At 65.3% G+C, this 18,575-nt stretch carries 22 protein-coding genes; 13 read left to right on the top strand and 9 right to left on the bottom strand.

The window, feature by feature from the left end; translation table 11 throughout:
• Positions 1–108 precede the first annotated feature (108 nt).
• The 4 genes from ACILR9_RS15720 (at position 109) to ACILR9_RS15705 (ending at position 1,744) form a co-directional block, all read left to right on the top strand.
• The gene (locus ACILR9_RS15720) at positions 109–459 is read left to right on the top strand and encodes an NADH:ubiquinone oxidoreductase subunit NDUFA12 (protein ID WP_395710884.1); all 351 of its coding nucleotides are present in this window, start codon (positions 109–111) and stop codon (positions 457–459) included.
• 22 nt (positions 460–481) lie between these two features.
• Positions 482–931: an outer membrane lipid asymmetry maintenance protein MlaD gene (gene mlaD / locus ACILR9_RS15715; protein WP_395710883.1), complete on the top strand. Its 450-nt coding sequence runs from the start codon at positions 482–484 to the stop codon at positions 929–931.
• The gene (locus ACILR9_RS15710; protein ID WP_395710882.1) at positions 931–1,158 is read left to right on the top strand and encodes a hypothetical protein; all 228 of its coding nucleotides are present in this window, start codon (positions 931–933) and stop codon (positions 1,156–1,158) included. Before mlaD ends, ACILR9_RS15710 begins: the two co-directional genes overlap by 1 nt.
• Positions 1,159–1,300: 142 nt before the next feature.
• Positions 1,301–1,744: a DUF2155 domain-containing protein gene (locus ACILR9_RS15705; RefSeq protein ID WP_395710881.1), complete on the top strand. Its 444-nt coding sequence runs from the start codon at positions 1,301–1,303 to the stop codon at positions 1,742–1,744.
• On the opposite strand, the gene aat is transcribed toward ACILR9_RS15705, so the two are convergent.
• From aat to ACILR9_RS15680, 5 genes are all read right to left on the bottom strand, one after another.
• Positions 1,681–2,328 (bottom strand): leucyl/phenylalanyl-tRNA--protein transferase, encoded by a 648-nt coding sequence (gene aat, locus ACILR9_RS15700; protein ID WP_395710880.1) that lies wholly within the window; start codon positions 2,326–2,328, stop codon positions 1,681–1,683. The two genes, ACILR9_RS15705 and aat, sit on opposite strands and share 64 nt — an antisense overlap.
• Before the next feature lie 10 nt (positions 2,329–2,338).
• Entirely contained in the window at positions 2,339–3,682 is a 1,344-nt protein-coding gene (gene accC / locus ACILR9_RS15695) for an acetyl-CoA carboxylase biotin carboxylase subunit (RefSeq protein ID WP_395710879.1), read from the bottom strand.
• A gap of 16 nt (positions 3,683–3,698) precedes the next feature.
• Positions 3,699–4,154 carry an acetyl-CoA carboxylase biotin carboxyl carrier protein gene (gene accB / locus ACILR9_RS15690; protein ID WP_395710878.1) on the bottom strand — a complete coding sequence of 152 codons (456 nt, stop codon included), beginning with the start codon at positions 4,152–4,154 and terminating at the stop codon, positions 3,699–3,701.
• A gap of 24 nt (positions 4,155–4,178) precedes the next feature.
• Positions 4,179–4,649, bottom strand: a complete 471-nt coding sequence (gene aroQ, locus ACILR9_RS15685) for a type II 3-dehydroquinate dehydratase (RefSeq protein ID WP_395710877.1) — start codon at positions 4,647–4,649, stop codon at positions 4,179–4,181.
• Between the two features lie 67 nt (positions 4,650–4,716).
• Complete coding sequence (locus ACILR9_RS15680; RefSeq protein WP_395710876.1) at positions 4,717–5,178, bottom strand: MarR family winged helix-turn-helix transcriptional regulator; 462 nt, start codon at positions 5,176–5,178, stop codon at positions 4,717–4,719.
• Positions 5,179–5,229: 51 nt separating this feature from the next.
• On the opposite strand from ACILR9_RS15680, the gene hppD reads away from it, so the two are divergent.
• The 7 genes from hppD (at position 5,230) to ACILR9_RS15645 (ending at position 13,683) form a co-directional block, all read left to right on the top strand.
• Positions 5,230–6,318: a 4-hydroxyphenylpyruvate dioxygenase gene (gene hppD, locus ACILR9_RS15675; RefSeq protein ID WP_395710875.1), complete on the top strand. Its 1,089-nt coding sequence runs from the start codon at positions 5,230–5,232 to the stop codon at positions 6,316–6,318.
• Between the two features lie 17 nt (positions 6,319–6,335).
• On the top strand, positions 6,336–7,484 hold the full coding sequence (locus tag ACILR9_RS15670) for a homogentisate 1,2-dioxygenase (RefSeq protein ID WP_395710874.1): 1,149 nt from the start codon (positions 6,336–6,338) through the stop codon (positions 7,482–7,484).
• 216 nt (positions 7,485–7,700) lie between these two features.
• Positions 7,701–8,693, top strand: coding sequence for a fumarylacetoacetate hydrolase family protein (locus ACILR9_RS15665; protein WP_395710873.1), 993 nt, complete (start codon positions 7,701–7,703; stop codon positions 8,691–8,693).
• Positions 8,694–8,822: 129 nt separating this feature from the next.
• Positions 8,823–9,650, top strand: a complete 828-nt coding sequence (gene maiA / locus ACILR9_RS15660; protein WP_395710872.1) for a maleylacetoacetate isomerase — start codon at positions 8,823–8,825, stop codon at positions 9,648–9,650.
• Positions 9,647–11,122 carry a hypothetical protein gene (locus ACILR9_RS15655; RefSeq protein ID WP_395710871.1) on the top strand — a complete coding sequence of 492 codons (1,476 nt, stop codon included), beginning with the start codon at positions 9,647–9,649 and terminating at the stop codon, positions 11,120–11,122. The genes maiA and ACILR9_RS15655 overlap by 4 nt, the downstream gene beginning before the upstream one ends.
• Before the next feature lie 175 nt (positions 11,123–11,297).
• A complete protein-coding gene (locus ACILR9_RS15650) occupies positions 11,298–12,173 on the top strand; it encodes an LLM class F420-dependent oxidoreductase (RefSeq protein WP_395710870.1) in 876 nt (291 codons plus the stop codon).
• A gap of 124 nt (positions 12,174–12,297) precedes the next feature.
• The gene (locus ACILR9_RS15645; protein ID WP_395710869.1) at positions 12,298–13,683 is read left to right on the top strand and encodes an aminotransferase; all 1,386 of its coding nucleotides are present in this window, start codon (positions 12,298–12,300) and stop codon (positions 13,681–13,683) included.
• 7 nt (positions 13,684–13,690) lie between these two features.
• On the opposite strand, the gene ACILR9_RS15640 is transcribed toward ACILR9_RS15645, so the two are convergent.
• Genes ACILR9_RS15640 through hpaD form a run of 3 tightly spaced genes read right to left on the bottom strand, consistent with a single transcriptional unit; the run spans position 13,691 to position 15,964 of the window.
• Positions 13,691–14,503 carry a cyclase family protein gene (locus ACILR9_RS15640; protein ID WP_395710868.1) on the bottom strand — a complete coding sequence of 271 codons (813 nt, stop codon included), beginning with the start codon at positions 14,501–14,503 and terminating at the stop codon, positions 13,691–13,693.
• A gap of 29 nt (positions 14,504–14,532) precedes the next feature.
• Positions 14,533–14,928 (bottom strand): RidA family protein, encoded by a 396-nt coding sequence (locus tag ACILR9_RS15635; RefSeq protein WP_395710867.1) that lies wholly within the window; start codon positions 14,926–14,928, stop codon positions 14,533–14,535.
• A 28-nt stretch (positions 14,929–14,956) separates the two neighbouring features.
• Positions 14,957–15,964, bottom strand: coding sequence for a 3,4-dihydroxyphenylacetate 2,3-dioxygenase (gene hpaD / locus ACILR9_RS15630; protein WP_395710866.1), 1,008 nt, complete (start codon positions 15,962–15,964; stop codon positions 14,957–14,959).
• A 367-nt stretch (positions 15,965–16,331) separates the two neighbouring features.
• On the opposite strand from hpaD, the gene ACILR9_RS15625 reads away from it, so the two are divergent.
• Both ACILR9_RS15625 and ACILR9_RS15620 read left to right on the top strand, forming a co-directional pair.
• A complete protein-coding gene (locus ACILR9_RS15625; RefSeq protein WP_395710865.1) occupies positions 16,332–17,207 on the top strand; it encodes a hypothetical protein in 876 nt (291 codons plus the stop codon).
• Positions 17,208–17,217: 10 nt separating this feature from the next.
• Entirely contained in the window at positions 17,218–17,526 is a 309-nt protein-coding gene (locus ACILR9_RS15620) for a hypothetical protein (protein ID WP_395710864.1), read from the top strand.
• 233 nt (positions 17,527–17,759) lie between these two features.
• On the opposite strand, the gene ACILR9_RS15615 is transcribed toward ACILR9_RS15620, so the two are convergent.
• Positions 17,760–18,533 (bottom strand): RluA family pseudouridine synthase, encoded by a 774-nt coding sequence (locus ACILR9_RS15615; RefSeq protein ID WP_395710863.1) that lies wholly within the window; start codon positions 18,531–18,533, stop codon positions 17,760–17,762.
• Positions 18,534–18,575 lie beyond the last annotated feature (42 nt).

Below are 18,575 nucleotides of genomic sequence, written 5' to 3'. Positions count from 1 at the left end.
ATTGCCTGTCGTCGAACGAGGTGAATCGAAGCCTCGAGACAGCCGCGTTGCGCACTTCCTGGCCGCCGCGTACAAGCGGCGCGGTTACATTGGAAGCATGGGTTGCGCATGACGATCGGCACGTGGCTGTTCACCAAGAGACGCGGCGAACTCGTTGGCACCGATGCCGAAGGCAATCGCTACTTCCAGGACAAGCGCGTGATCCCGGGACGGCGGCGCAAGCGCTGGGTGATGTACAACGGCGTCGCCGAAGCCTCGCGCGTGCCGCCCGACTGGCACGGTTGGCTGCACTACACGACCGACGAGGTGCCGCCCCCGGGCGGCCTGCCGCGCAAGTCCTGGCAGAAGGAACACGTGCCCAATCTCACCGGCACGGCCGGCGCTTATCTGCCGCCTGGTCACACGCTTTCCACCGGAGACAAGCCCAAGCCGCCTTACGAGGCGTGGCGTCCGGGCTGACGTCGTCGGTGGGGGAAGGGGCGTGGGTCGCAATATCGTCGAGACGATCGTGGGTGCGCTGGTGCTGCTTGTGGCCGGCGTGTTCGTCTTCTATGCGTTCTCGAAGTCGGATCGGGGATCGCCCAGTGGCTATGAGATCGTCGGTCGCTTCGATCGCATCGACGGCCTGAAGCGCGGCGCCGACGTGACGGTGAGCGGCGTGAAGGTCGGCGCCGTCACCGGCTTCGAGCTCGACCGCAAGACTTACGAGGCAATCGTCCGCATGATGATCTCGGCGAACCTCGATCTTCCGGCCGACACGCACGCCAAGATCGTGAGCGAGTCGCTGCTGGGCGGCATGGTCATCATCCTTGAGCCGGGCAGCGACAGGACCATGCTCAAGGCCGGCGGCGAAATCGCCAAGACGCAGGGGGCGATCCCCTTGTCGGAGCTGATCGCGAAGTTCATGTTCGGGAGCACAGGATCCAAGTGATGAACACGCGTTCGAAGTCCCCTCCGACCTGGCGCCAGCCCGACGGCAAGCCGGTGTCGTGCCTCGAAAAGATCAAAGTCCTGAACCAGAACATCCAGGAAATCGAATCGCTCTGCGCCGACGCGCTGGAGGATGGAGTCCTGATGGGATGCGATGCCGATCAGATCAAGGCCGCCCTGCACGAGCTGATCGACGGGCTCGAGGTGCCTCATACCGCCAAGCGGTGAGCGTGCGACCTGATTCGTTGTCGCGCACGCTCATCTCATCCTCCTCCCCAGCTTCGCTGGGGAGGAGAAGAAGAGCGCATTCATATGCGAATGCCCTGCCCGATTGTGGAGGAGGGATTTGAGGTGTGTCCTAGCGCTCCTGGTGTCACTTGCGAGCGTCGGTATCGTCGCCGCCCAGGCACAGCAGCCGCGACCCCAGGCGCCGCAGGCCAACCCGCCTCCTGCCAGCACCAATCTGCGGCAGATTCCTGATGGCCCCGGCAGGCGCGTCGCCGAGCTGCAGGGTCTCGACAAGGTCACGGCGCGCACCCAGCGATTTGTTGCCCCCGTTGGCGAGGCGACCCGCTTCGGCACGCTGGAGATCTCGGTCGGCGACTGCCTGGTGAATGTTCCGGAAGCACCGCCGGAAGCGGTCGCCTACCTCACCATCATCGATCACAAGCCGGGGCAGCGTGAAGAGAAGCTGTTTGCCGGCTGGATGTTCGCCTCGACGCCGTCGTTGTCGGCGCTCGATCACGGCGTCTACGACGTCCGCGTGCTCGCCTGCACGATGGAGCAGGGATCGGCGCCGCCCAAGTCGCGCTGAAAATCCGCGGATTGCTCGATCGCGGCCGCGAGCAGCGGCCGGAACTCCTCGCGCGCGATCTCGATGGCGCCGAAGCTGCGCAAATGGTCGGTCATGAACTGGCAGTCGAGCAGGCGGAAGCGGCCGACGATCAGCCGCGCCACCAGATGAACCAGCGCCACCTTCGAGGAATCGCGCTGGCGCGAGAACATGCTCTCGCCGAAGAACGCCGCGCCGACCGAGACGCCGTACAGGCCGCCGACCAGTTGCCCGTCGCTCCAGCATTCGACGCTGTGGGCATGGCCGCGGCGATGCAGCTCGGTATACAGCTCGACGATCGGGCCGTTGATCCAGCTTTCGGGATGGCCCGGCCGCGGCTCGGCACAGGCCAGAACCGTCTCGGTGAACGCCGTATCGGCGGTGACCTGGAAGCGGCCGGCGCGGATCGTGCGCGCCAGGCGATGCGGCAGATGGAAGCCGTCGAGCGGCAGCACCGCACGTCGACGGGGATCGAGCCAATAGAGCTTCGGGTCGTCGCGCCGCTCGCCCATCGGAAAGACGCCGATCCGATAGGCCTGCAGCAGGAGGTCGGGCGTGATCTCCATCGCGGGAACGCTACTTCTTCAGGCCGACCAGCTTCTCCAGCCAGTGAATGTCATAGTCGCCGTCGATGAAGGCCTGCTCGCCGACGATGCGAAGATGCAGCGGGATCGTCGTGTCGATTCCGCCGATCACGAACTCCTCGAGCGAGCGGCGCAGGCGCATCAAACATTCGTTGCGCGTGGTGCCGTTGACGATCAGCTTGGCCACCATCGAATCGTAGTAGGGCGGCATGACGTAGCCGGTGTAGAGGCCGGAATCGACGCGGACGCCGAGGCCGCCCGGCGGATGATAGTCGACGACTCGGCCGGGGCAGGGCACGAAGGTCTCGGGATGCTCGGCGTTGATCCGGCACTCGATGGCGTGGCCCTGGATGACGATGTCGTGCTGGGACATGCCGAGCGGTGCGCCGTTGGCGATGCGGATCTGCTCGCGCACCAGATCGATGCCGGTCACCGCCTCGGTGATGGGATGCTCGACCTGAAGGCGGGTGTTCATCTCGATGAAGTAGAACTCGCCGTCCTGGAACAGGAATTCCAGGGTACCGGCGCCGCGGTACTTGAGTTTGCGCACCGCGGCGGCGGCGAGCTCGCCGATGCGCTGGCGCTGCTCGGGATTGAGCGCTGGCGACGGCGCTTCCTCCAGAACTTTCTGATGGCGCCGCTGCAGCGAGCAGTCGCGCTCGCCGAGATGCACGCCCGCCCCCTTGCCGTCGCCCAGCACCTGGATCTCGATATGCCGAGGCCGCCCCAGGTACTTCTCGACGTAGACGGCATTGTTCCCGAACGCGGCCTTGGCCTCGGCGCGGGCGAGCGAAAAGGCTTCTGCAGCCGCTGCCGCATCTGCCACCACCTTCATGCCTCGTCCGCCGCCGCCGGCGACTGCCTTGACCAGCACGGGCCAGCCGATCTGCTCGCCGAGCGCCACGATTTCATCGCGCGACTCGACCGGCCCGGGCGAGCCGGGCACCAGGGGCAGGCCGAGCTCGGCCGCAGTCTGCTTGGCGATGATCTTGTCGCCCATCATCCGGATGTGCTCGGGCGTCGGTCCGATGAAGGTGAAGCCGTGTGCCTCGACCGCCTCGGCGAAGCGGGCATTTTCGGACAGGAACCCGTAGCCGGGATGGATGGCGTCGGCGCCGGCGATGGTCGCGGCCGACAGGATCGCGGGAATGTTGAGATAGCTGTCGCGCGCCGGCGGCGGGCCGATGCAGACCGATTCGTCGGCCAGCCGGACATGCATGGCGTCGCTGTCGGCGGTCGAGTGCACCGCCACGGTCTGGATACCCATCTCGCGACAGGCGCGATGAATGCGCAGCGCGATTTCCCCGCGGCTGGCGATCAGGACCTTGTCGAACATCGCGGCGGCATTGTCCCTATTCGACGACCAGCAGCGGTTCGTCGTACTCCACCGGTTGGGCGTTCTCGACCAGGACGCGGGTGACCTTGCCGGCCTTGCGCGCCTTGATGGGATTGAACGTCTTCATCGCCTCGATGATCAGCAGGGTCTGTCCGGCCGTGACCTCGTCGCCGACCGAGACGAAATTCGGCTTGCCGGGCTCGGGCGCGAGATAGGCGGTGCCGACCATCGGTGATTTCACGACCCCGGGATGCTTGGCGAAGTCGCCGGCTGGTCCGGCGGTTGCGGCCGGCGTCGCGCCTGCCGGGGCGGCTGCCGCCGCCATCACGGGCGCGGCCGCGACCGTCACGGTGGGCCGCGCCACCCGGATGCGGCGGTCGCCGTCGGCCAGCTCGATTTCACCGAGGTCGGTCTCGTGAAGGATCTGGGCCAGCTTGCGGACGAATTCGGTATCCATCTCGAATTTTGCCATGGGGCCGATGCTCCGCAATGAAGGTCAGCGCGCCAGCAGGCGCGCCAGCGCCTGCAGGGCCAGGAGGTAGCCGTGGCTGCCGAGCCCCGCGATCACGCCGACTGCAACCGGGCTGATATAGGAGTGATGGCGGAAGCTTTCACGCTTGTAGATGTTGGACAGGTGGACCTCGATCACCGGCAGCTCGGCGGCGTTCAGGGCATCGAGCAGGGCGACGGAGGTGTGGGTATAGGCACCCGCATTGATGACGATGCCGGCATTGTTCTCGCGTGCCGCCTGAATCCGGTCGACCAGGGCGCCCTCGTGGTTGCTCTGGGCGAACTCGACATTTATCCCCAGGCGCTCCGCTTCCTTGCGGCACGCCTCTTCAACGTCCGCCAGGGTTTCGCGGCCGTAGATCTCGGGCTGCCGCTTGCCGAGCATGTTGAGATTCGGCCCATTGAGCACCAGGATCGGCTTGGCGGCCGCATGCTGACGGGCGGCCTGTGCGGCCAAATTTGCCTCCCCTAGATGCAAAAGCGCCGGGGGTTATAGCATGGCGAATCCGAGCGACAAGGCAGGCTCAGCCGGTGGGCCGCAGGGCCTTGGCGTGAGCGAACAGGCGCTCGGTAAGAGCATCGAAGCGGCGCCGCTCGTCGGCGTCGAGGGCGTTGTACAGCCGCTCCTGGTATCCCAGCGCCAGCGGCACGATGCGGGCGTGCATGGCGCGGCCGCGCGCGCTCAGCCTCAGCGAGGCGCGGCGGCGGTCCGTGCGGTCGGTAGCGCGTTCGATCAGGCCGCGCTCCATCAGGCCGGCCACCGCCCGGCTGACCGCGACCTTGTCCATGAGGATGCGCTGCCCCACTTCAGAGGCAGCGAGAGGGGCGAAGCGGCCCAGCGCCGCCATCACCCGCCATTGCGTCACGGAGAGCCCGAACGGCTCGGCATAGAGGTCGTGCAGCGACTCGGACACGAGTTGCGCCAGCACCGACAGCCGGTAGGGCAGAAAATTCTCCAGCTCGAGGGCTTGCAAAGCGTCCGCCATAATAGTTACATTTGAAACTAATTTGGCATCGAGGTCAACCGGAGGTCGAGCATGGCAACCGTCAAGGACTCCACCGCGGGCGTCGACGAGATCAATCCGATGGGCACCGACGGCTTCGAGTTCGTCGAGTACACGGCGCCCGATCCGGCCGCGCTCGGCGCGCTGTTCGAGAGCATGGGCTTCGTGCGGGTGGCCAGGCACCGCTCCAAGGACGTCTCGCTGTACCGCCAGGGCGACGTCAACTTCATCGTCAACGGCGAGACGGAAAGCTTTGCCCAAGGCTTCGCCCGCGTTCACGGACCCAGTGTCTGCGCCATTGCCTTCCGCGTGAGGAACGCGGCTTTCGCCTACAAGCGCGCCTTGTCGCTTGGCGCTTGGGGCGTCGAGAACAAGGTCGGGCCGATGGAGCTCAACATCCCGGCGATCAAGGGCATCGGCGACTCGCTGATCTACCTGGTCGACCGCTACGGCGAGCGCGGCACGATCTACGACGTCGATTTCGAGTTCCTGCCCGGCATCGATCACGCCCCCGGCGGTGTCGGCCTCACCTATATCGACCACCTGACGCACAACGTGCATCGCGGCCGTATGGCCGAATGGGCCGATTTCTATGAGCGCCTCTTCAATTTCCGGGAGATCCGCTACTTCGACATCGAGGGCAAGCTGACCGGGCTCAAGAGCAAGGCGATGACCAGCCCGTGCGGCAAGATCCGAATCCCGATCAACGAAAGCACCGACGACAGGTCGCAGATCCAGGAATATCTTTCCGCCTATCACGGCGAAGGCATCCAGCACATCGCGCTGGGCACCGGCAACATCTACGACACGGTCGAGGCGCTGCGCGGTCGTGGCGTGCCGTTCCAGACCGTGCCCGACACTTACTACGAGCAGGTCGACACGCGCCTGCCGGGCCATGGCGAGGATATCGCCCGCCTCGCCGCCGACCGCATCCTGATCGACGGCGCCCCCACCAAAGGGGGTGGGCTGCTGCTGCAGATCTTCACCCAGACCGTGATCGGGCCGATCTTCTTCGAGATCATCCAGCGCCGCGGCAACGAAGGATTCGGCGAAGGCAATTTCCGCGCCTTGTTCGAGTCGATCGAGCTCGACCAGATCCGGCGCGGCGTCCTCAAGGCATAGTTCGAATGGAGGAAACCATGACCAGGAACTGGATTCCGCTGCGCCAGGTCGAAGGCACAGCCTCGCGTCAGGCCCATGTCCGGCTTCCCGAGGGCACCTACGAACGCGAGATCGGCAAGGAAGGCTTCTTCGGGCCGTCGGCGCAATTCCATCACCGGCACAAGCCGACCGACTGGATCGAGTTCGACGGCGCCATCCGGCCGCGCGCCTTCGATCTCGACAAGCTTGCCGCCGGGACGACAAGCCCGTGGCAGGCGCAGCTGGTGATGTCCAATCCGCACCTGCAGATGCGTATCTGGCGGCTCGACGCGCCGATGGGCGAGCTGGCGCGCAACAGCGACGGCGATCAGCTGCTGTTCATCCATGACGGCGAGGGGGCGCTGTTCTGCGACTACGGCCATCTCGACTACCGCGACGGCGACTACATCGTCGTGCCGCGCGGCACGATGTGGCGTCTCGCGCCCACCAGGCCCACCCTGTCGCTGATGATCGAGGCGACCAACGAGCATTTCACGCTGCCGGAGAAGGGCTTGGTCGGCCGTCACGCGATCTTCGACACGGCCATGCTCGACACGCCCCGGCTCGACGACGCGTTCCGCGCCCAGCAGGACGAACGCACGTGGCGGGTGTCGGTGAAGCGGCGCAACCAGCTGTCGACGGTGACCTTCCCGTTCAATCCCCTCGATGCGGTGGGCTGGCACGGCGATCTCAGCGTGGCGCGCATCAACTGGCGCGATCTGCGGCCGCTGATGAGCCATCGCGCCCATCTCCCGCCATCGGCCCATACCACCTTCATGGCCGGCCGCTTCGTCGTCTGCACCTTCGTCCCGCGGCCGTTCGAGAGCGACCCGGAGGCGCTCAAGCTGCCGTTCTTCCACAACAATGACGATTACGAAGAGATCATCTTCTATCACAAGGGCAGCTTCTTCAGCCGCGACAACATCCATCCCGGCATGATGACGATCCATCCTTCCGGATTCACGCACGGTCCCCATCCCAAGGCCTTCAACGCCGCCACCAAGGGCGGGCGGACCGAGACCGACGAGGTCGCCGTCATGATCGACACGCGCGATGCCGTCGATGTCGCTTCCATGCCGGCCGGCGTCGAGTTCGAAGGCTACGTGAAGTCGTGGCGCCCGCCGGAGCTCAAGCAGGCGGCGGAGTAGGGTTCCTGAGGACCACGCGCTTCTTTCATTCTCCTCCCCAGCTTCGCTGGGGAGGTGTCCGCGTAATCGCGGACGAAGGGGTCATGGGTCACGGGCTGAGACTCATGACCCCTCCGTCGCCGTAAGACGGCGACACCTCCCCGGCGAAGCTGGGGAAGAGAGTGATGATCGCCCGACGGCATCAACAAGTTCTGAACGTGACGACTGGGAGACACCATGAAGCTCGGCTCATTGAAGGAAGGCGGCCGTGACGGAACGCTGATCGTCGTCGACCGTGCGCTCAGGCGAGCGGTACGGGCGACCGGGATCGCGCCGACGCTTCAGAAGGCCCTCGACGACTGGGTCGCGGTGTCGCCCAGGCTCGCGGAGCTGGCCCAGCGCCTGGCCGAGGACAAGGCTCCCGGTACCTTCACCTTCGACACGAAGCTGCTGGCGGCACCGTTGCCGCGTGCCTTCCAGTGGGCCGACGGATCGGCGTATGTCGTCCATGTCGAGCTGGTGCGCAAGGCGCGCGGCGTCGAGATGCCGCCATCGTTCTGGACCGATCCGCTGATGTACCAGGGCGGCTCGGATTCCTTCATCGGCCCCAATGACGACATCGAGGCCGGCGACGAGGCCTGGGGAATCGATTTCGAGGGAGAGATCGGCGTGATCGTCGACGATGTGCCGATGGGTGTGTCGGCGGAGGCGGCGCGCCGGCACATCAGGCTGGTGACGATCCTCAACGATGTGTCCCTGCGCAATCTCATCGTGACAGAGCTCGCCAAGGGTTTCGGCTTCTTCCACGGCAAGCCGGCAACGGCCTTCGCGCCGGTCGCCGTGACGCCGGACGAGCTGGGCGACGCCTGGGACGGCGGCAGGCTCGGTTTGCCATTGATCTCGACCCTGAACGGCAAGGAATTCGGCCAACCCAACGCGGCGACCGATCTCACCTTCGATTTCGGGCAGCTGATCGCCCATGCCGCCCGCACACGGCATCTCGAGGCGGGCACGGTCGTCGGCTCGGGCACCGTCGCCAACCGCGATGCCGCGGTCGGCTGCTCGTGCATCGCCGAGCGGCGGGTACGCGAGACCATCGCGGGCGGCAAGCCCCTGACGCCGTTCATGGCCTTCGGCGACCGCATCCGCATCGAGATGCTGGACCGTGCCGGCCGATCGATCTTCGGCGCCATCGACCAGAAAGTCGTGCGCTACACGATGCCCGGCTAGGCGCCAAGAACCTTCATTCGCCTCCCCAGCTTCGCTGGGGAGGTGCCCCGTCATACGGGGCGAAGGGGTCATGAGCCTCAGTCCCGCTGCTCATGACCCCTCCGTCGCCGTAAGACGGCGACACCTCCTATGAAAATCGGGGCGGGCACCGCCCCGATTTTCTCAGCATCGTGGTGCGCGCTGGCGTGCTGGGGGTCTCCCCAGCGAAGCTGGGGAGGAGAGTCGATCACGGAGGAGGCGAATGAAGCGAAGGGTGATCCAGAAAACATTGTCAATGGACCGGCAAACCCTAAGGTAGCCGCGGAGGCGGCCATGAAGCTGATCGGCTATTTTCGTTCGTCGGCGGCGTTTCGCGTTCGGATTGCCCTAAACCTCAAGGGCATTGCCGTCGAGCATGCGTCACGCCATCTGCGCAAGGGTGAGCAGGCAGCGCCCGACTATGTTGCCCTCAATCCCCAGAAGCTGGTGCCGGCGATGGTGCTCGATTCCGGCGACGTGCTGACACAGTCGCTGGCGATCCTCGAATATATCGAGGAAATCCATCCACAGCCGCCGCTGCTGCCTGGCGATCCCGTCGACCGTGCCCGCATCAGGGCGCTGGCCCTGATCTGCACGGCCGATATCCATCCGATCCAGAACCTGCGGGTGATGACCTATCTGCGCGACAATTTCGGGCAGAGCGAGGAGAGCGCCTTCGCGTGGTCGCGGCACTGGATCGATACGGGCTTCGAGGCCTACGAGGCAACGGTGGCGGGCGATCGCAAGACCGGCACCTTCAGTCACGGCGATCATCCGACGATGGCCGATCTCTGCCTTATTCCCCAGGTATTCAATGCCGCACGATTCAAGGTCGACATGAAGAAGTACCCGACGATCCAACGCATTTTCGAGGCCAGCATGAAGCTGCCGGCCTTCGACGCCGCCCAGCCGTCCAGGCAGCCGGACGCCGAACCATGAAGAAGGGAATCATCGCCGGGCTCGTGCTGCTTGGGCTGATCGGCATCTGCCTCGCCGCCGTCCCGATCATCCAGATCCACATCGCCGACCTGCTCAAAGCCGAGATCGAGCGCAGCGGCACCACCAAGGTCGGCAGCGTCGAGGTCGCCCTGTTCGACCGGCAGATCGTCCTGCTCGACGTCAAGACCACGCGCCCCGCCGGCGAGATGACCATCGCGCGCATCGATGCGTCGGGGCTCGACTGGCCGATCCGCGAGTTCCTGCAGGGCCGTACGCCGCTTCAGGGCATGCGCTGGGGCGATCCGCTGCAGGCCAAGCGCCTAGAAGTGAAAGACGTCCAGGTCGCCGACCAGGTGACCAAGGTGAGCCTGGCGTCGATGGTCGTCGAGGATTTCGATCTCGACCGGTTCGATCCCGGCGAGCCCGGTCCCCAGGCTGAACGGCAGCGCGTGGTGCGCGCCCTGGCGGCGCTCAAGGTCGCCCGGCTGGATGTGCGCGGCCTTGCGATCGCTCAGCCTCGGAGCGGCGACACGTTCGGCTTCGCATCGTTCGTCGTCGAGCGCTACGATCATGGACGCCTCGGACGGCTGACGCTCAACGACATGGAGGCGACAGCGAAAGGGAAGACGGTCGCCGAGGTCAAGATCGGAGACTTCGACGTGAGTGGCCTCGATGTGGGCCGTGTTCTCGGCGCCCTCGGTTCCAGCGACTGGGAGCCGGGCATGCCGATGGGCCGCGCAAACCTCGCCAGCGGCCGCATCTCGGGGTTCGGCGGCGATGCCTTCTCCCGCTACGGGATCTCGTTGGGCAGCATCAGCGTCGAGACGACGCACGAGTCCAACGACGTGAGCCGCACGCGGACTCGGATCGAGGGATTCGTGCTGGCCCCGCCGTTGCGCGGCCTCGAAGCGCTGCAATTGCGCATCGCGCTTCAGTCGATGGGGCTGAAGGAAATCAAGCTCGATCTCGATTGCTCGGGCCTCGAGGATCGCGCCAAGGGCGTGCTCGCCGTCGAGCAGTGCGCTCTGGTCGGCCCGGGTCTCGGCGAGATCGATTTCTCGGCGCGGCTCGTCAATGCCGACGCGGCCTTCTGGCAGGCGATCGACGAAGGCGATCTGGACGGCCTGCAGATGACGTCGGCGGCGCTGGGATCGGCCAAGCTCGTGGTTGCCGACAAGAGCCTTCTGGAGCGCAGTCTCAAGGCGCTGTCGACGGTGACCGGCCAACCGGTGGCCAGGACTCGCGCCAATCTGGCAAACGAGGTGCGCCGCTATTCGCCGCCCGGCGTGCTGATCTCGGAGCGCATGACCAAGCTGCTCGATACGGTTGCGCAGTTCATCGAGCGCGGCGGCACGCTGACGATCGACGCCAAGCCCGAGCCGCCGGTCGATCTCGACCGCTTCACCTACCTGATCCGGCCCGACGCCGACCTCGTGAGCGGCCTCGGCCTGACCGCGACGCTGTCGAAATAGATGGGCTATCCTCCCCGGCTTCGCCGACAGCGAAGCCGGGGAGGATAATACGAGGGGCCATGCTTTACTTCCCCGACTCCTTAGGCCGAACCGGCCGTTGGTGCGATCGAAGGACGAGGAAGCAACCGTTCATGGGCGCATGCAGGATGACCTTGCATCCTTCAGGGAGTGCACGATGAAAGCTGGTGTGGTTTATCCGCAAATCGAGCTCGGCGGCGATACCGGAGCGGTCAAGGCGTTTGCCCAGGCCGCAGAGGAGCTGGGTTACGACCATATCGTGATCTACGATCATGTCCTCGGTGCGGTTCATGCCGGCCGGGAGCCGAAGCTGACCGGCCCTTATACGGAAACCGATCCCTTCCACGAGCCGCTGGTCACCTATGCCTATCTTGCGGGGATCACCAAGCGCCTCGAATTGGTAACCGGCGTGATCATCCTGCCGCAGCGGCAGACCGCGCTGCTGGCCAAGCAGGCCGCCGATGTCGACCTGTTCTCGGACGGCCGTCTTCGCCTGGGCGTCGGGGTCGGCTGGAATTGGGTGGAGTTCGACGCTCTCGAGATGCCCGGACATTTCCGCCGACGCGGCAAGCGGCAGGAAAACCAGATTGCCCTGATGCGCAAGCTGTGGGCCGAGCCCGTGGTCGAGCATGAGGACGCCGACCATCGGATCGATCGGGCCGGAATCCTGCCGCGACCGAAGCGCCAGATTCCGATCTGGCTGGGCGGCTTCAGCGACGCCGCGTACGAACGCGCGGCCAGGATCGGCGACGGCTTTCTCTTCTCGGGCCGCACCCAGACCGAAGCGGTGCAGATCAAGGCGAAGATCGAGGCCAGGTTGCGCGAGCTGGGGAGAGACGTTGCTGCCTTCGGCTTCGAATCGATCCAGCAGTATGGCCGTGGCGACAACCGATGGCCCGGCGACATTGCGGCGTGGCGCGACGCTGGAGGAAGCCACATCTCGGTCGCGACGATGGGCGCCAACCTCAAGACGGTGGACGCCCATATCGCAGCCATCAAGCGCTGGCGGGAGGTCTATGATTCGCTCGGCTAGAACGATCAGCGTGCACAGAGCGCGGCACATCTGTATCGTGGATGCGGCGCCGGCAATCGCCCGTTTGCCGTTGATTCCGTCCGTGTCGAGATAGTCGCCCGCCAGTCGACCACAAGAGGCCGTGATGTCACTCACCAACGCACCCGATCCCGCCATCCGCCAGGCCGTCGTGCAGCAGGATTTGCAGAACGTCCTGCATCCCATCGTCCAGCACAAGGCGCTGGAGGCCAGGCAGATCGTGGTGACCGGAGCCGAAGGGTCGACGATCTACGATGCCGACGGAACGGCCTATCTCGACGCGATGGCCGGACTGTGGTGCGTCAACATCGGCTACGGCCGCGCCGAGTTGGCCGGTGTTGCGGCGGAACAGCTGCGGCAGCTGGCGTACTTCCCGCACACCTCGATGAACGTTCCGGCCGCAGCCCTGGCAGAGAAGATCAACGAGCTGATGGGCGGCGGCTATCACACCTACTTCGTCAACTCGGGCTCCGAGGCAAACGAGGCTGGCTTCAAGATCGCTCGTCAGTACATGAAGCACGAGCATCCGCAGCACTATCGCTTCAAGACCATCAGTCGCTACTTCTCCTACCACGGCACGACGCTCGCGACTCTCGACGCCGGCGGCATGGGCGAGCGCAAGGCCAAGTTCGAGCCGTACTCCGGCGACTTCGTGCATGTCGCCCATCCTTATTGCTATCGCTGCCCGCTCGGCCTCGACTACCCGAGCTGCGGCATGGCCTGCGTGAAGAACATGGAGACCACGATCCTCGGCGAAGGCCCCGAGACGATCGCCGAGGTGATCGTCGAGCCGATCATGAGCGGGGTCGGGGTCGCGGTGCCGCCTGACGAATATTTGCCTGAGGTGGAGAAGCTGTGCCGCAAGTACGGCATCCTTCTGCATGTCGACGAGGTGATCAACGGCTTTGGCCGCACCGGCAAGATGTTTGCCCACCAGCATTACGACGTCGCGCCCGACATCGTGGCGATCGCCAAGGGCATTTCGAGCGCCTACCTGCCGATCGCCGCGACGGTGGTGAAGAACAGCGTGTTCGACAGCTTCTACGGCGAGGTTTCGGAGAACCGTCAGGTCGGGCAGGTGAACACCTACGGCGGCCATCCGGTCTCCGCCGCCGTCGCCGTCCGCAACATCGAGATCCTGGAAGGCGAGAAACTGGCCGAGCGCGCCGCCGACGTCGGCGCCTATCTGCTGGATGGGCTGCGCGGCCTGATGAAGAAGCACAAGGTCGTCGGCGATGTCCGCGGCAAGGGCCTGCTTCTCGGCGTCGAGTTGGTGAAGGACCGCACGAGCAAGGAACCGGTCGGCCCGCAATCCATCACGGCCGTCGTCGACTTTTGTCGCGACAACGGCCTGCTCGTGGGCCGAGCCGGCGGTGGGCGACGCTACGGCAACACCATCACCATGTCGCCGCCGCTGGTGATCACTCGCGCCGAGTGTGACCGGATTGTCGAGACGCTGGATCGCGCCTTGTCGACGGTGGATTTTGCCTGAAGCTCGCTCAGGCGATGGCAATCGGGCGGATCGGCGAGCCGGTCGATCCGACGAGGCGCAGCGGCAGCGCCACGAAGACCACGCGCGGCCGTCGCAGCCTTGCGATCTGGTCCAGGTTGAGGTTCTCCATGATGTGGATGCCTTCGTCCACCAACAGGAGGGCGTGAACCGAGGCACCGGGTGTCGGCAGGCATTCGAAGCCGGGCGTATCGGAACCGACCAGGGTGGTGCCGCGCGAGACCAGCCAGCGGGCCGCGGTCTCGCCAGGCCCGGGCATGCCACCGCGCCGCCCGTTGAAGGTCTCCGCGTCGGACCAATGTTTCGACCAGCCGGTCCGGATCAAGATGGCATCTCCTGGCCTGATATCGCCGCCGCTTAACGTCAGGGCCTTCTCTATGTCGGAGACCGCGATCTCCTCGCCGGGGGCCAGGCAATCGACATTGCGGGCCGCCGCGACGTCGAGGACGACCGCATGTTGCAGGATCGGCGGGATTTCCGCCGCATTGAGCTCGCGATAACCATCGCGTGTCTCGATCTCGGAAACCTTGATGCCGCCGTGCAGGCAGCCGTTGCGGGAGAAATGGCCGAGCGCATCGATATGGGTGCCGGAGTGCCCCGATGTCACGATGACCTCGTTGGCAAAGCTCGATCCGTCCTGCCGCTTGGCCGGATGCGGATCGCTGTGCCTCCGGTGCAGCGCCAGCGAATAGGGAATGTGCTGATGGTAGACCGGCATCGACGGCGTCATGTCATACGACAACTCGAAGATCCTCGCGCCGTAGCCAAGCGACGCAAAGAGTCGAGGATCGAAGCCCGCCAACCTGCTCGTCATGTTCGGCTCCCCATGCATTACACGGCGTCCTTCACCACGGCGATCATGTCGATCTCGATCTTGAGGCCGGCGCGGGCGAGATGGGCCACGCCGACCGTCGTGCGCGACGGCGGGTCCTTGGGGAAATACTCGCGAAAGACCTCGTTCATGGCGGCGAACTCGTTGGTCATGTCGGTCATGTGGATCGTCATCTTGAGCGCGGTCTCGAGAGACGCGCCGCCGGCTTCGGCGAGCGCCTTGACGTTGTCGAGCGCGATGCGCGTCTGCGCCTTGATGTCGGCGGGAAACGCGCGTGTCACCGGGTCCGAACCGGTCTGCCCCGAGATGAAGAGCAGCTTGTCCCATCGGATCGCCGGCGAATAGGGAATTCCCGGACGCAGCCCCGTGGGCGGAACGACGACTGTGCGCGGCATGAGGCAATCCTTCTGGCTGGCTGTTCGATCAGTCGGGCACGTAGTTCGGCACGGCCTGCATCAAGGGCGGCCTGGTCGCCTGCAGGGCGGAGCCATCGAACGTCTCCACGGCCATCGACTCCTCGAACCAGCGGCGCGGCGGCGGCGCTCCCCACAAGGTCTGGCGCACGGGATTGTTGAGGTTCCAGCGGATCGGTTCCGCCCCCCTGTTGCCCGTCAGATAGTCGCCCATGTAGAGCTCGAAGCGGTTGCCGTCCGGATCGCGCACGTAGACGAACAACGCGTTCGAAATGCCGTGCCGTCCAGGCCCGCGCTCGATGCTGTTGGCGTAGCCGGCACCCGCCAGCATGTCGCACGCCCTGATGATGGAAAGCGGGTCGCCGAGCGACAGGCCGATGTGATGCGCAGCCGGCCCGGCGCCGGTCATCACGGCGATGTCGTGGACGGTCGATTTGCGGAACAGCCAGCTCGCCCATATCCGCTGTTCCGGCGGATCGGACTCCGTCAGTTCGGCACAACCAAAGCCCAGTTCGCCCGTGTACCAGTCGTACCCCGCCTGGGCATCCGGCGTCAGGACGTTGACATGGTCTACGCGGGTGGGCGAGGCGCCCTTGTGCAGATGGTATTGCTGCACGAGCCACGGCACCGGTTGGATCGTGGCATAGTAGTCGATGACGAAACCGAGCGGGTCCTGGACGCTGAGCGTCCGGCCCTGTCCGAGCATCTCGTTGCCCGCCCAGCGCACCGGCAGGCCGAGCTCCTCGAAGCGCGCCTTCATGCGGTCGAGGTCATCCTCGTCGGCCACCACGAACCCGATATGACCGACCCCGGCCGACTGGGCCCTGCGCAGGACGAAGGTGTGATGCTGCTTGTCCTCGGTGCAGCGCAGGTAGATGCGGTCGTGATCGCGCTCGGTCTCGTGCAGGCCGATCAGGTCGACATAGAAGTCGCGGGCGCGCTCCAGGTCGGTGGTGCGAAACTCGACATGCCCCAGTCTTGCGATGTTGGCGATGTCCTTGATGCGGCCTGCGCTCACGCGGATCCTCCGTCAGCACACTATCGTCGAATGCTCCTGGCGATCCAATCGGAAACGGGACCTCTGGCCTGGCCTAAGGAGCGAAAGAGCCGCTGTTTCCCGCGAGCGTCATGATTAGCCACAGATGAACACAGATGAACACGGATAGACCCAGCTCACGCAAACTGACGACGAGGCTTTCCTGGAACGCGATGCGTGGATTGTAGGCATTCCCAGTGACGTCAAGCATCTGTGTTCATCTGTGGCTATTCATTCTCTCGGTGAAGCAAAGGTAGATCGCTGCCTGCTGCTCCGAGGCGGCACCTCGCCAGAATATTGACACCCCTGGAACGACGGGCCAGCCTTGAAGGGCCACGGGAGAACGCAAATGGCAGAGATCGTTTTCGCGGCCGGCGCGCCGCATGCGCCTGGCCTGATCGGCTTGCTCGAAGCCGCGCCGGCCGACGTCAAGGACATCGTCGCCACCACCTATCGCAGCCTCGCCAGCGCGCTCACCTCGGCGAGGGCCGATGTCCTGATCGTGTTTGCCAACGATCACCTCGCCAACAGCCGCATCCGCGCCTATCCCGACTTCCTGATCGGCATGGCCGTCGAGCATCGCGGTCCGTTCGAATGGTTCAAGCCGTGGATCGGCTGCGAGGACTACACGGTGAAGGGTTCGCCCGAGATTGCCGCCGCGCTGTTCAACGGCATGACCCGACGCGGCATCCGCATGTTCGCCCAGAACGAGAATCTCAAGTTCGACGACAACATCTCGGTTCCGGTCCAGCTCACCAACCTGGCCGGCATGGGGATTCCAATGGTGCCGGTGCTGCAGAATTGCACGGTTCCGCCGATTCCCGACCAGTATCGCTGCTATGCCGTCGGCGAGGCGCTTGGCGACTTCATCCGCAACGACCTGCCGTCCGACCTACGCGTGGCGCTGCTCGGCTCCGGCGGCCTCAGCCACGAGCCGGGCGGTGCGCGCTACTATTTCATCGACGAAGACTTCGACCGCTGGTTTCTCGAGCTCGTCGCGTCCGGCGACCACCAGACGCTGCTGAAGGAACTGACGCTGGAGAAGATGGAGGCAGCCGGCTCCGGCGGCACGTCGGAACTGCTGTCATGGGTGGTCGTGCTCGGAGCGATCGGCTCGAAGCCCGGCAAAAATTTCGGCTACACCGTCCACCGCGACTTTAAGTGCGGCGTCGGCGCCGTGCTGTGGGACATGGAGGCCAACCTGCCGAAGCGCCGCGCGGCGTAGGAGAGCACGCATGGGACTCGAGAAATTTGATCCGGCGCTTGCCATCCACGACCTGATCCAGGACCTGAAATGGTCGATCGAGCTGCGTGGCGAATTCGCCGCCAACGAAGCCGCCGTGCTCGATCGCTACCCGTTGCGCGAGGACGAGCGGCGCGCGATTGAGGCCCGGAATTTCCGGGCGCTCTACGATATGGGTCTTCACCCCTATCTCGGCGGCCAGCTTGCCCGCCTGATCTTCGGCAACGAGGCCGGCAAGGGCGCGACGGTCGCCGTCAACAAGCTCGTCGAATCTCTCCAAGGCAAGGGAGCGGTCGGGTAACGCTCACAGGTGGTGCCTTTACGGAACGCGTCATGCGCCGGGAGCGCGCCACTCCGATGGCGCTCTTCTTGGAGATGACACATCCCATGAGCGCCATCTGAGTGGCGTCCTCTCAGCGACGATGACCCGGTCGCAACTGCGTCACCGCGGTCGCAAAAAGCGGTGGAGGGAAGGTTCTGCGACCGTTCTAACCTATTGATAAATAACGATTTGGTCGCAAAGCACGCAAAATTTCAGCCTGATCCCGAGTCACCCGCCCAGCCACACGCGGCCAGCGCCTTCAGCATGTGCGGCGGGGGCGGTGCGACGACGACGACCGGCGGCTTGTTCTTCGAGAGTGGCAGGACGATGCCGCGCGAGTGGAGATGCAAAAGCTGGTCGGGCGCGCTGGTGCCGTAGAGCCGGTCGGCGATCACCGGGCAGCCGGCGGCGGCGCAATGGACGCGGATTTGATGCGTACGGCCGGTCTCGGGCTTCAGTTCCAGCCACGTCATGTCCGGGCCGCGTCCCATCACCTTGTAGCGCGTGCGCGCCGGCTGGCCCTTGTCGGACACCTTCACCGACCAGCCGCTGCGTGTGTTCAGCTTGAGCAGGCTCTGGTCGAACATCCCTTCCTCGGCAGGCGGGGAACCCTGCACGACGGCCCAGTAGGTCTTCTCGACGTCGCGCCCTTGGAACAGGCGGCCGAGCTTGGCCAGCGCCTTGGGATGGCGGCCCAGCACCAGCACGCCTGAGGTGTCGGCGTCCAGACGATGGGCAAGGGCGGGCGGGCGCGGCAGGCCGAAGCGCAGGGCATCGAAGCAATCCTCGAGGCTCGGCGCCTTGCTTGGTCCGGCATGGACGGCGAGCCCGGCCGGCTTGTCGATGATCAGGATCAGCCCATCGCGATGGAGGACGCGCGCCTGGATCTCTTGGGCGCCGAGCGGCGGCCGGCGCGCCAGCGCGCGCTTCTCATCCGGACCGCGGGCAGCCTGCCTTGAGCTTGCCGAAGGGTTTCGTCCGCTCATGAGAAGAGCGGGCGAGATGCCCGCGGTCCCCCATGAGAAGAG

Origin of the sequence: Reyranella sp. (genome assembly GCF_044224635.1) — a bacterium.
Taxonomy (GTDB): Bacteria; Pseudomonadota; Alphaproteobacteria; order Reyranellales; family Reyranellaceae; genus Reyranella.
The sequence above is the reverse complement of the archived record's forward strand: the minus strand, read 5'-3'. Positions and strand labels throughout refer to the sequence as shown.

What these genes read in the sequence shown, in the direction of transcription:
- ACILR9_RS15710 (WP_395710882.1), top strand. Translation starts at nt 931, where the DNA reads ATGAACACGCGTTCGAAGTCCCCTCCGACCTGGCGCCAGCCCGACGGC.
- accB (WP_395710878.1), bottom strand. Translation starts at nt 4,154, where the DNA reads ATGGCAAAATTCGAGATGGATACCGAATTCGTCCGCAAGCTGGCCCAG.
- maiA (WP_395710872.1), top strand. Translation starts at nt 8,823, where the DNA reads ATGAAAATCGGGGCGGGCACCGCCCCGATTTTCTCAGCATCGTGGTGC.
- ACILR9_RS15625 (WP_395710865.1), top strand. Translation starts at nt 16,332, where the DNA reads ATGGCAGAGATCGTTTTCGCGGCCGGCGCGCCGCATGCGCCTGGCCTG.
- ACILR9_RS15635 (WP_395710867.1), bottom strand. Translation starts at nt 14,928, where the DNA reads ATGCCGCGCACAGTCGTCGTTCCGCCCACGGGGCTGCGTCCGGGAATT.
- ACILR9_RS15720 (WP_395710884.1), top strand. Translation starts at nt 109, where the DNA reads ATGACGATCGGCACGTGGCTGTTCACCAAGAGACGCGGCGAACTCGTT.
- accC (WP_395710879.1), bottom strand. Translation starts at nt 3,682, where the DNA reads ATGTTCGACAAGGTCCTGATCGCCAGCCGCGGGGAAATCGCGCTGCGC.
- aat (WP_395710880.1), bottom strand. Translation starts at nt 2,328, where the DNA reads ATGGAGATCACGCCCGACCTCCTGCTGCAGGCCTATCGGATCGGCGTC.
- hppD (WP_395710875.1), top strand. Translation starts at nt 5,230, where the DNA reads ATGGCAACCGTCAAGGACTCCACCGCGGGCGTCGACGAGATCAATCCG.
- ACILR9_RS15655 (WP_395710871.1), top strand. Translation starts at nt 9,647, where the DNA reads ATGAAGAAGGGAATCATCGCCGGGCTCGTGCTGCTTGGGCTGATCGGC.
- ACILR9_RS15670 (WP_395710874.1), top strand. Translation starts at nt 6,336, where the DNA reads ATGACCAGGAACTGGATTCCGCTGCGCCAGGTCGAAGGCACAGCCTCG.
- ACILR9_RS15650 (WP_395710870.1), top strand. Translation starts at nt 11,298, where the DNA reads ATGAAAGCTGGTGTGGTTTATCCGCAAATCGAGCTCGGCGGCGATACC.
- ACILR9_RS15680 (WP_395710876.1), bottom strand. Translation starts at nt 5,178, where the DNA reads ATGGCGGACGCTTTGCAAGCCCTCGAGCTGGAGAATTTTCTGCCCTAC.
- ACILR9_RS15665 (WP_395710873.1), top strand. Translation starts at nt 7,701, where the DNA reads ATGAAGCTCGGCTCATTGAAGGAAGGCGGCCGTGACGGAACGCTGATC.
- ACILR9_RS15645 (WP_395710869.1), top strand. Translation starts at nt 12,298, where the DNA reads ATGTCACTCACCAACGCACCCGATCCCGCCATCCGCCAGGCCGTCGTG.
- ACILR9_RS15615 (WP_395710863.1), bottom strand. Translation starts at nt 18,533, where the DNA reads ATGAGCGGACGAAACCCTTCGGCAAGCTCAAGGCAGGCTGCCCGCGGT.
- ACILR9_RS15620 (WP_395710864.1), top strand. Translation starts at nt 17,218, where the DNA reads ATGGGACTCGAGAAATTTGATCCGGCGCTTGCCATCCACGACCTGATC.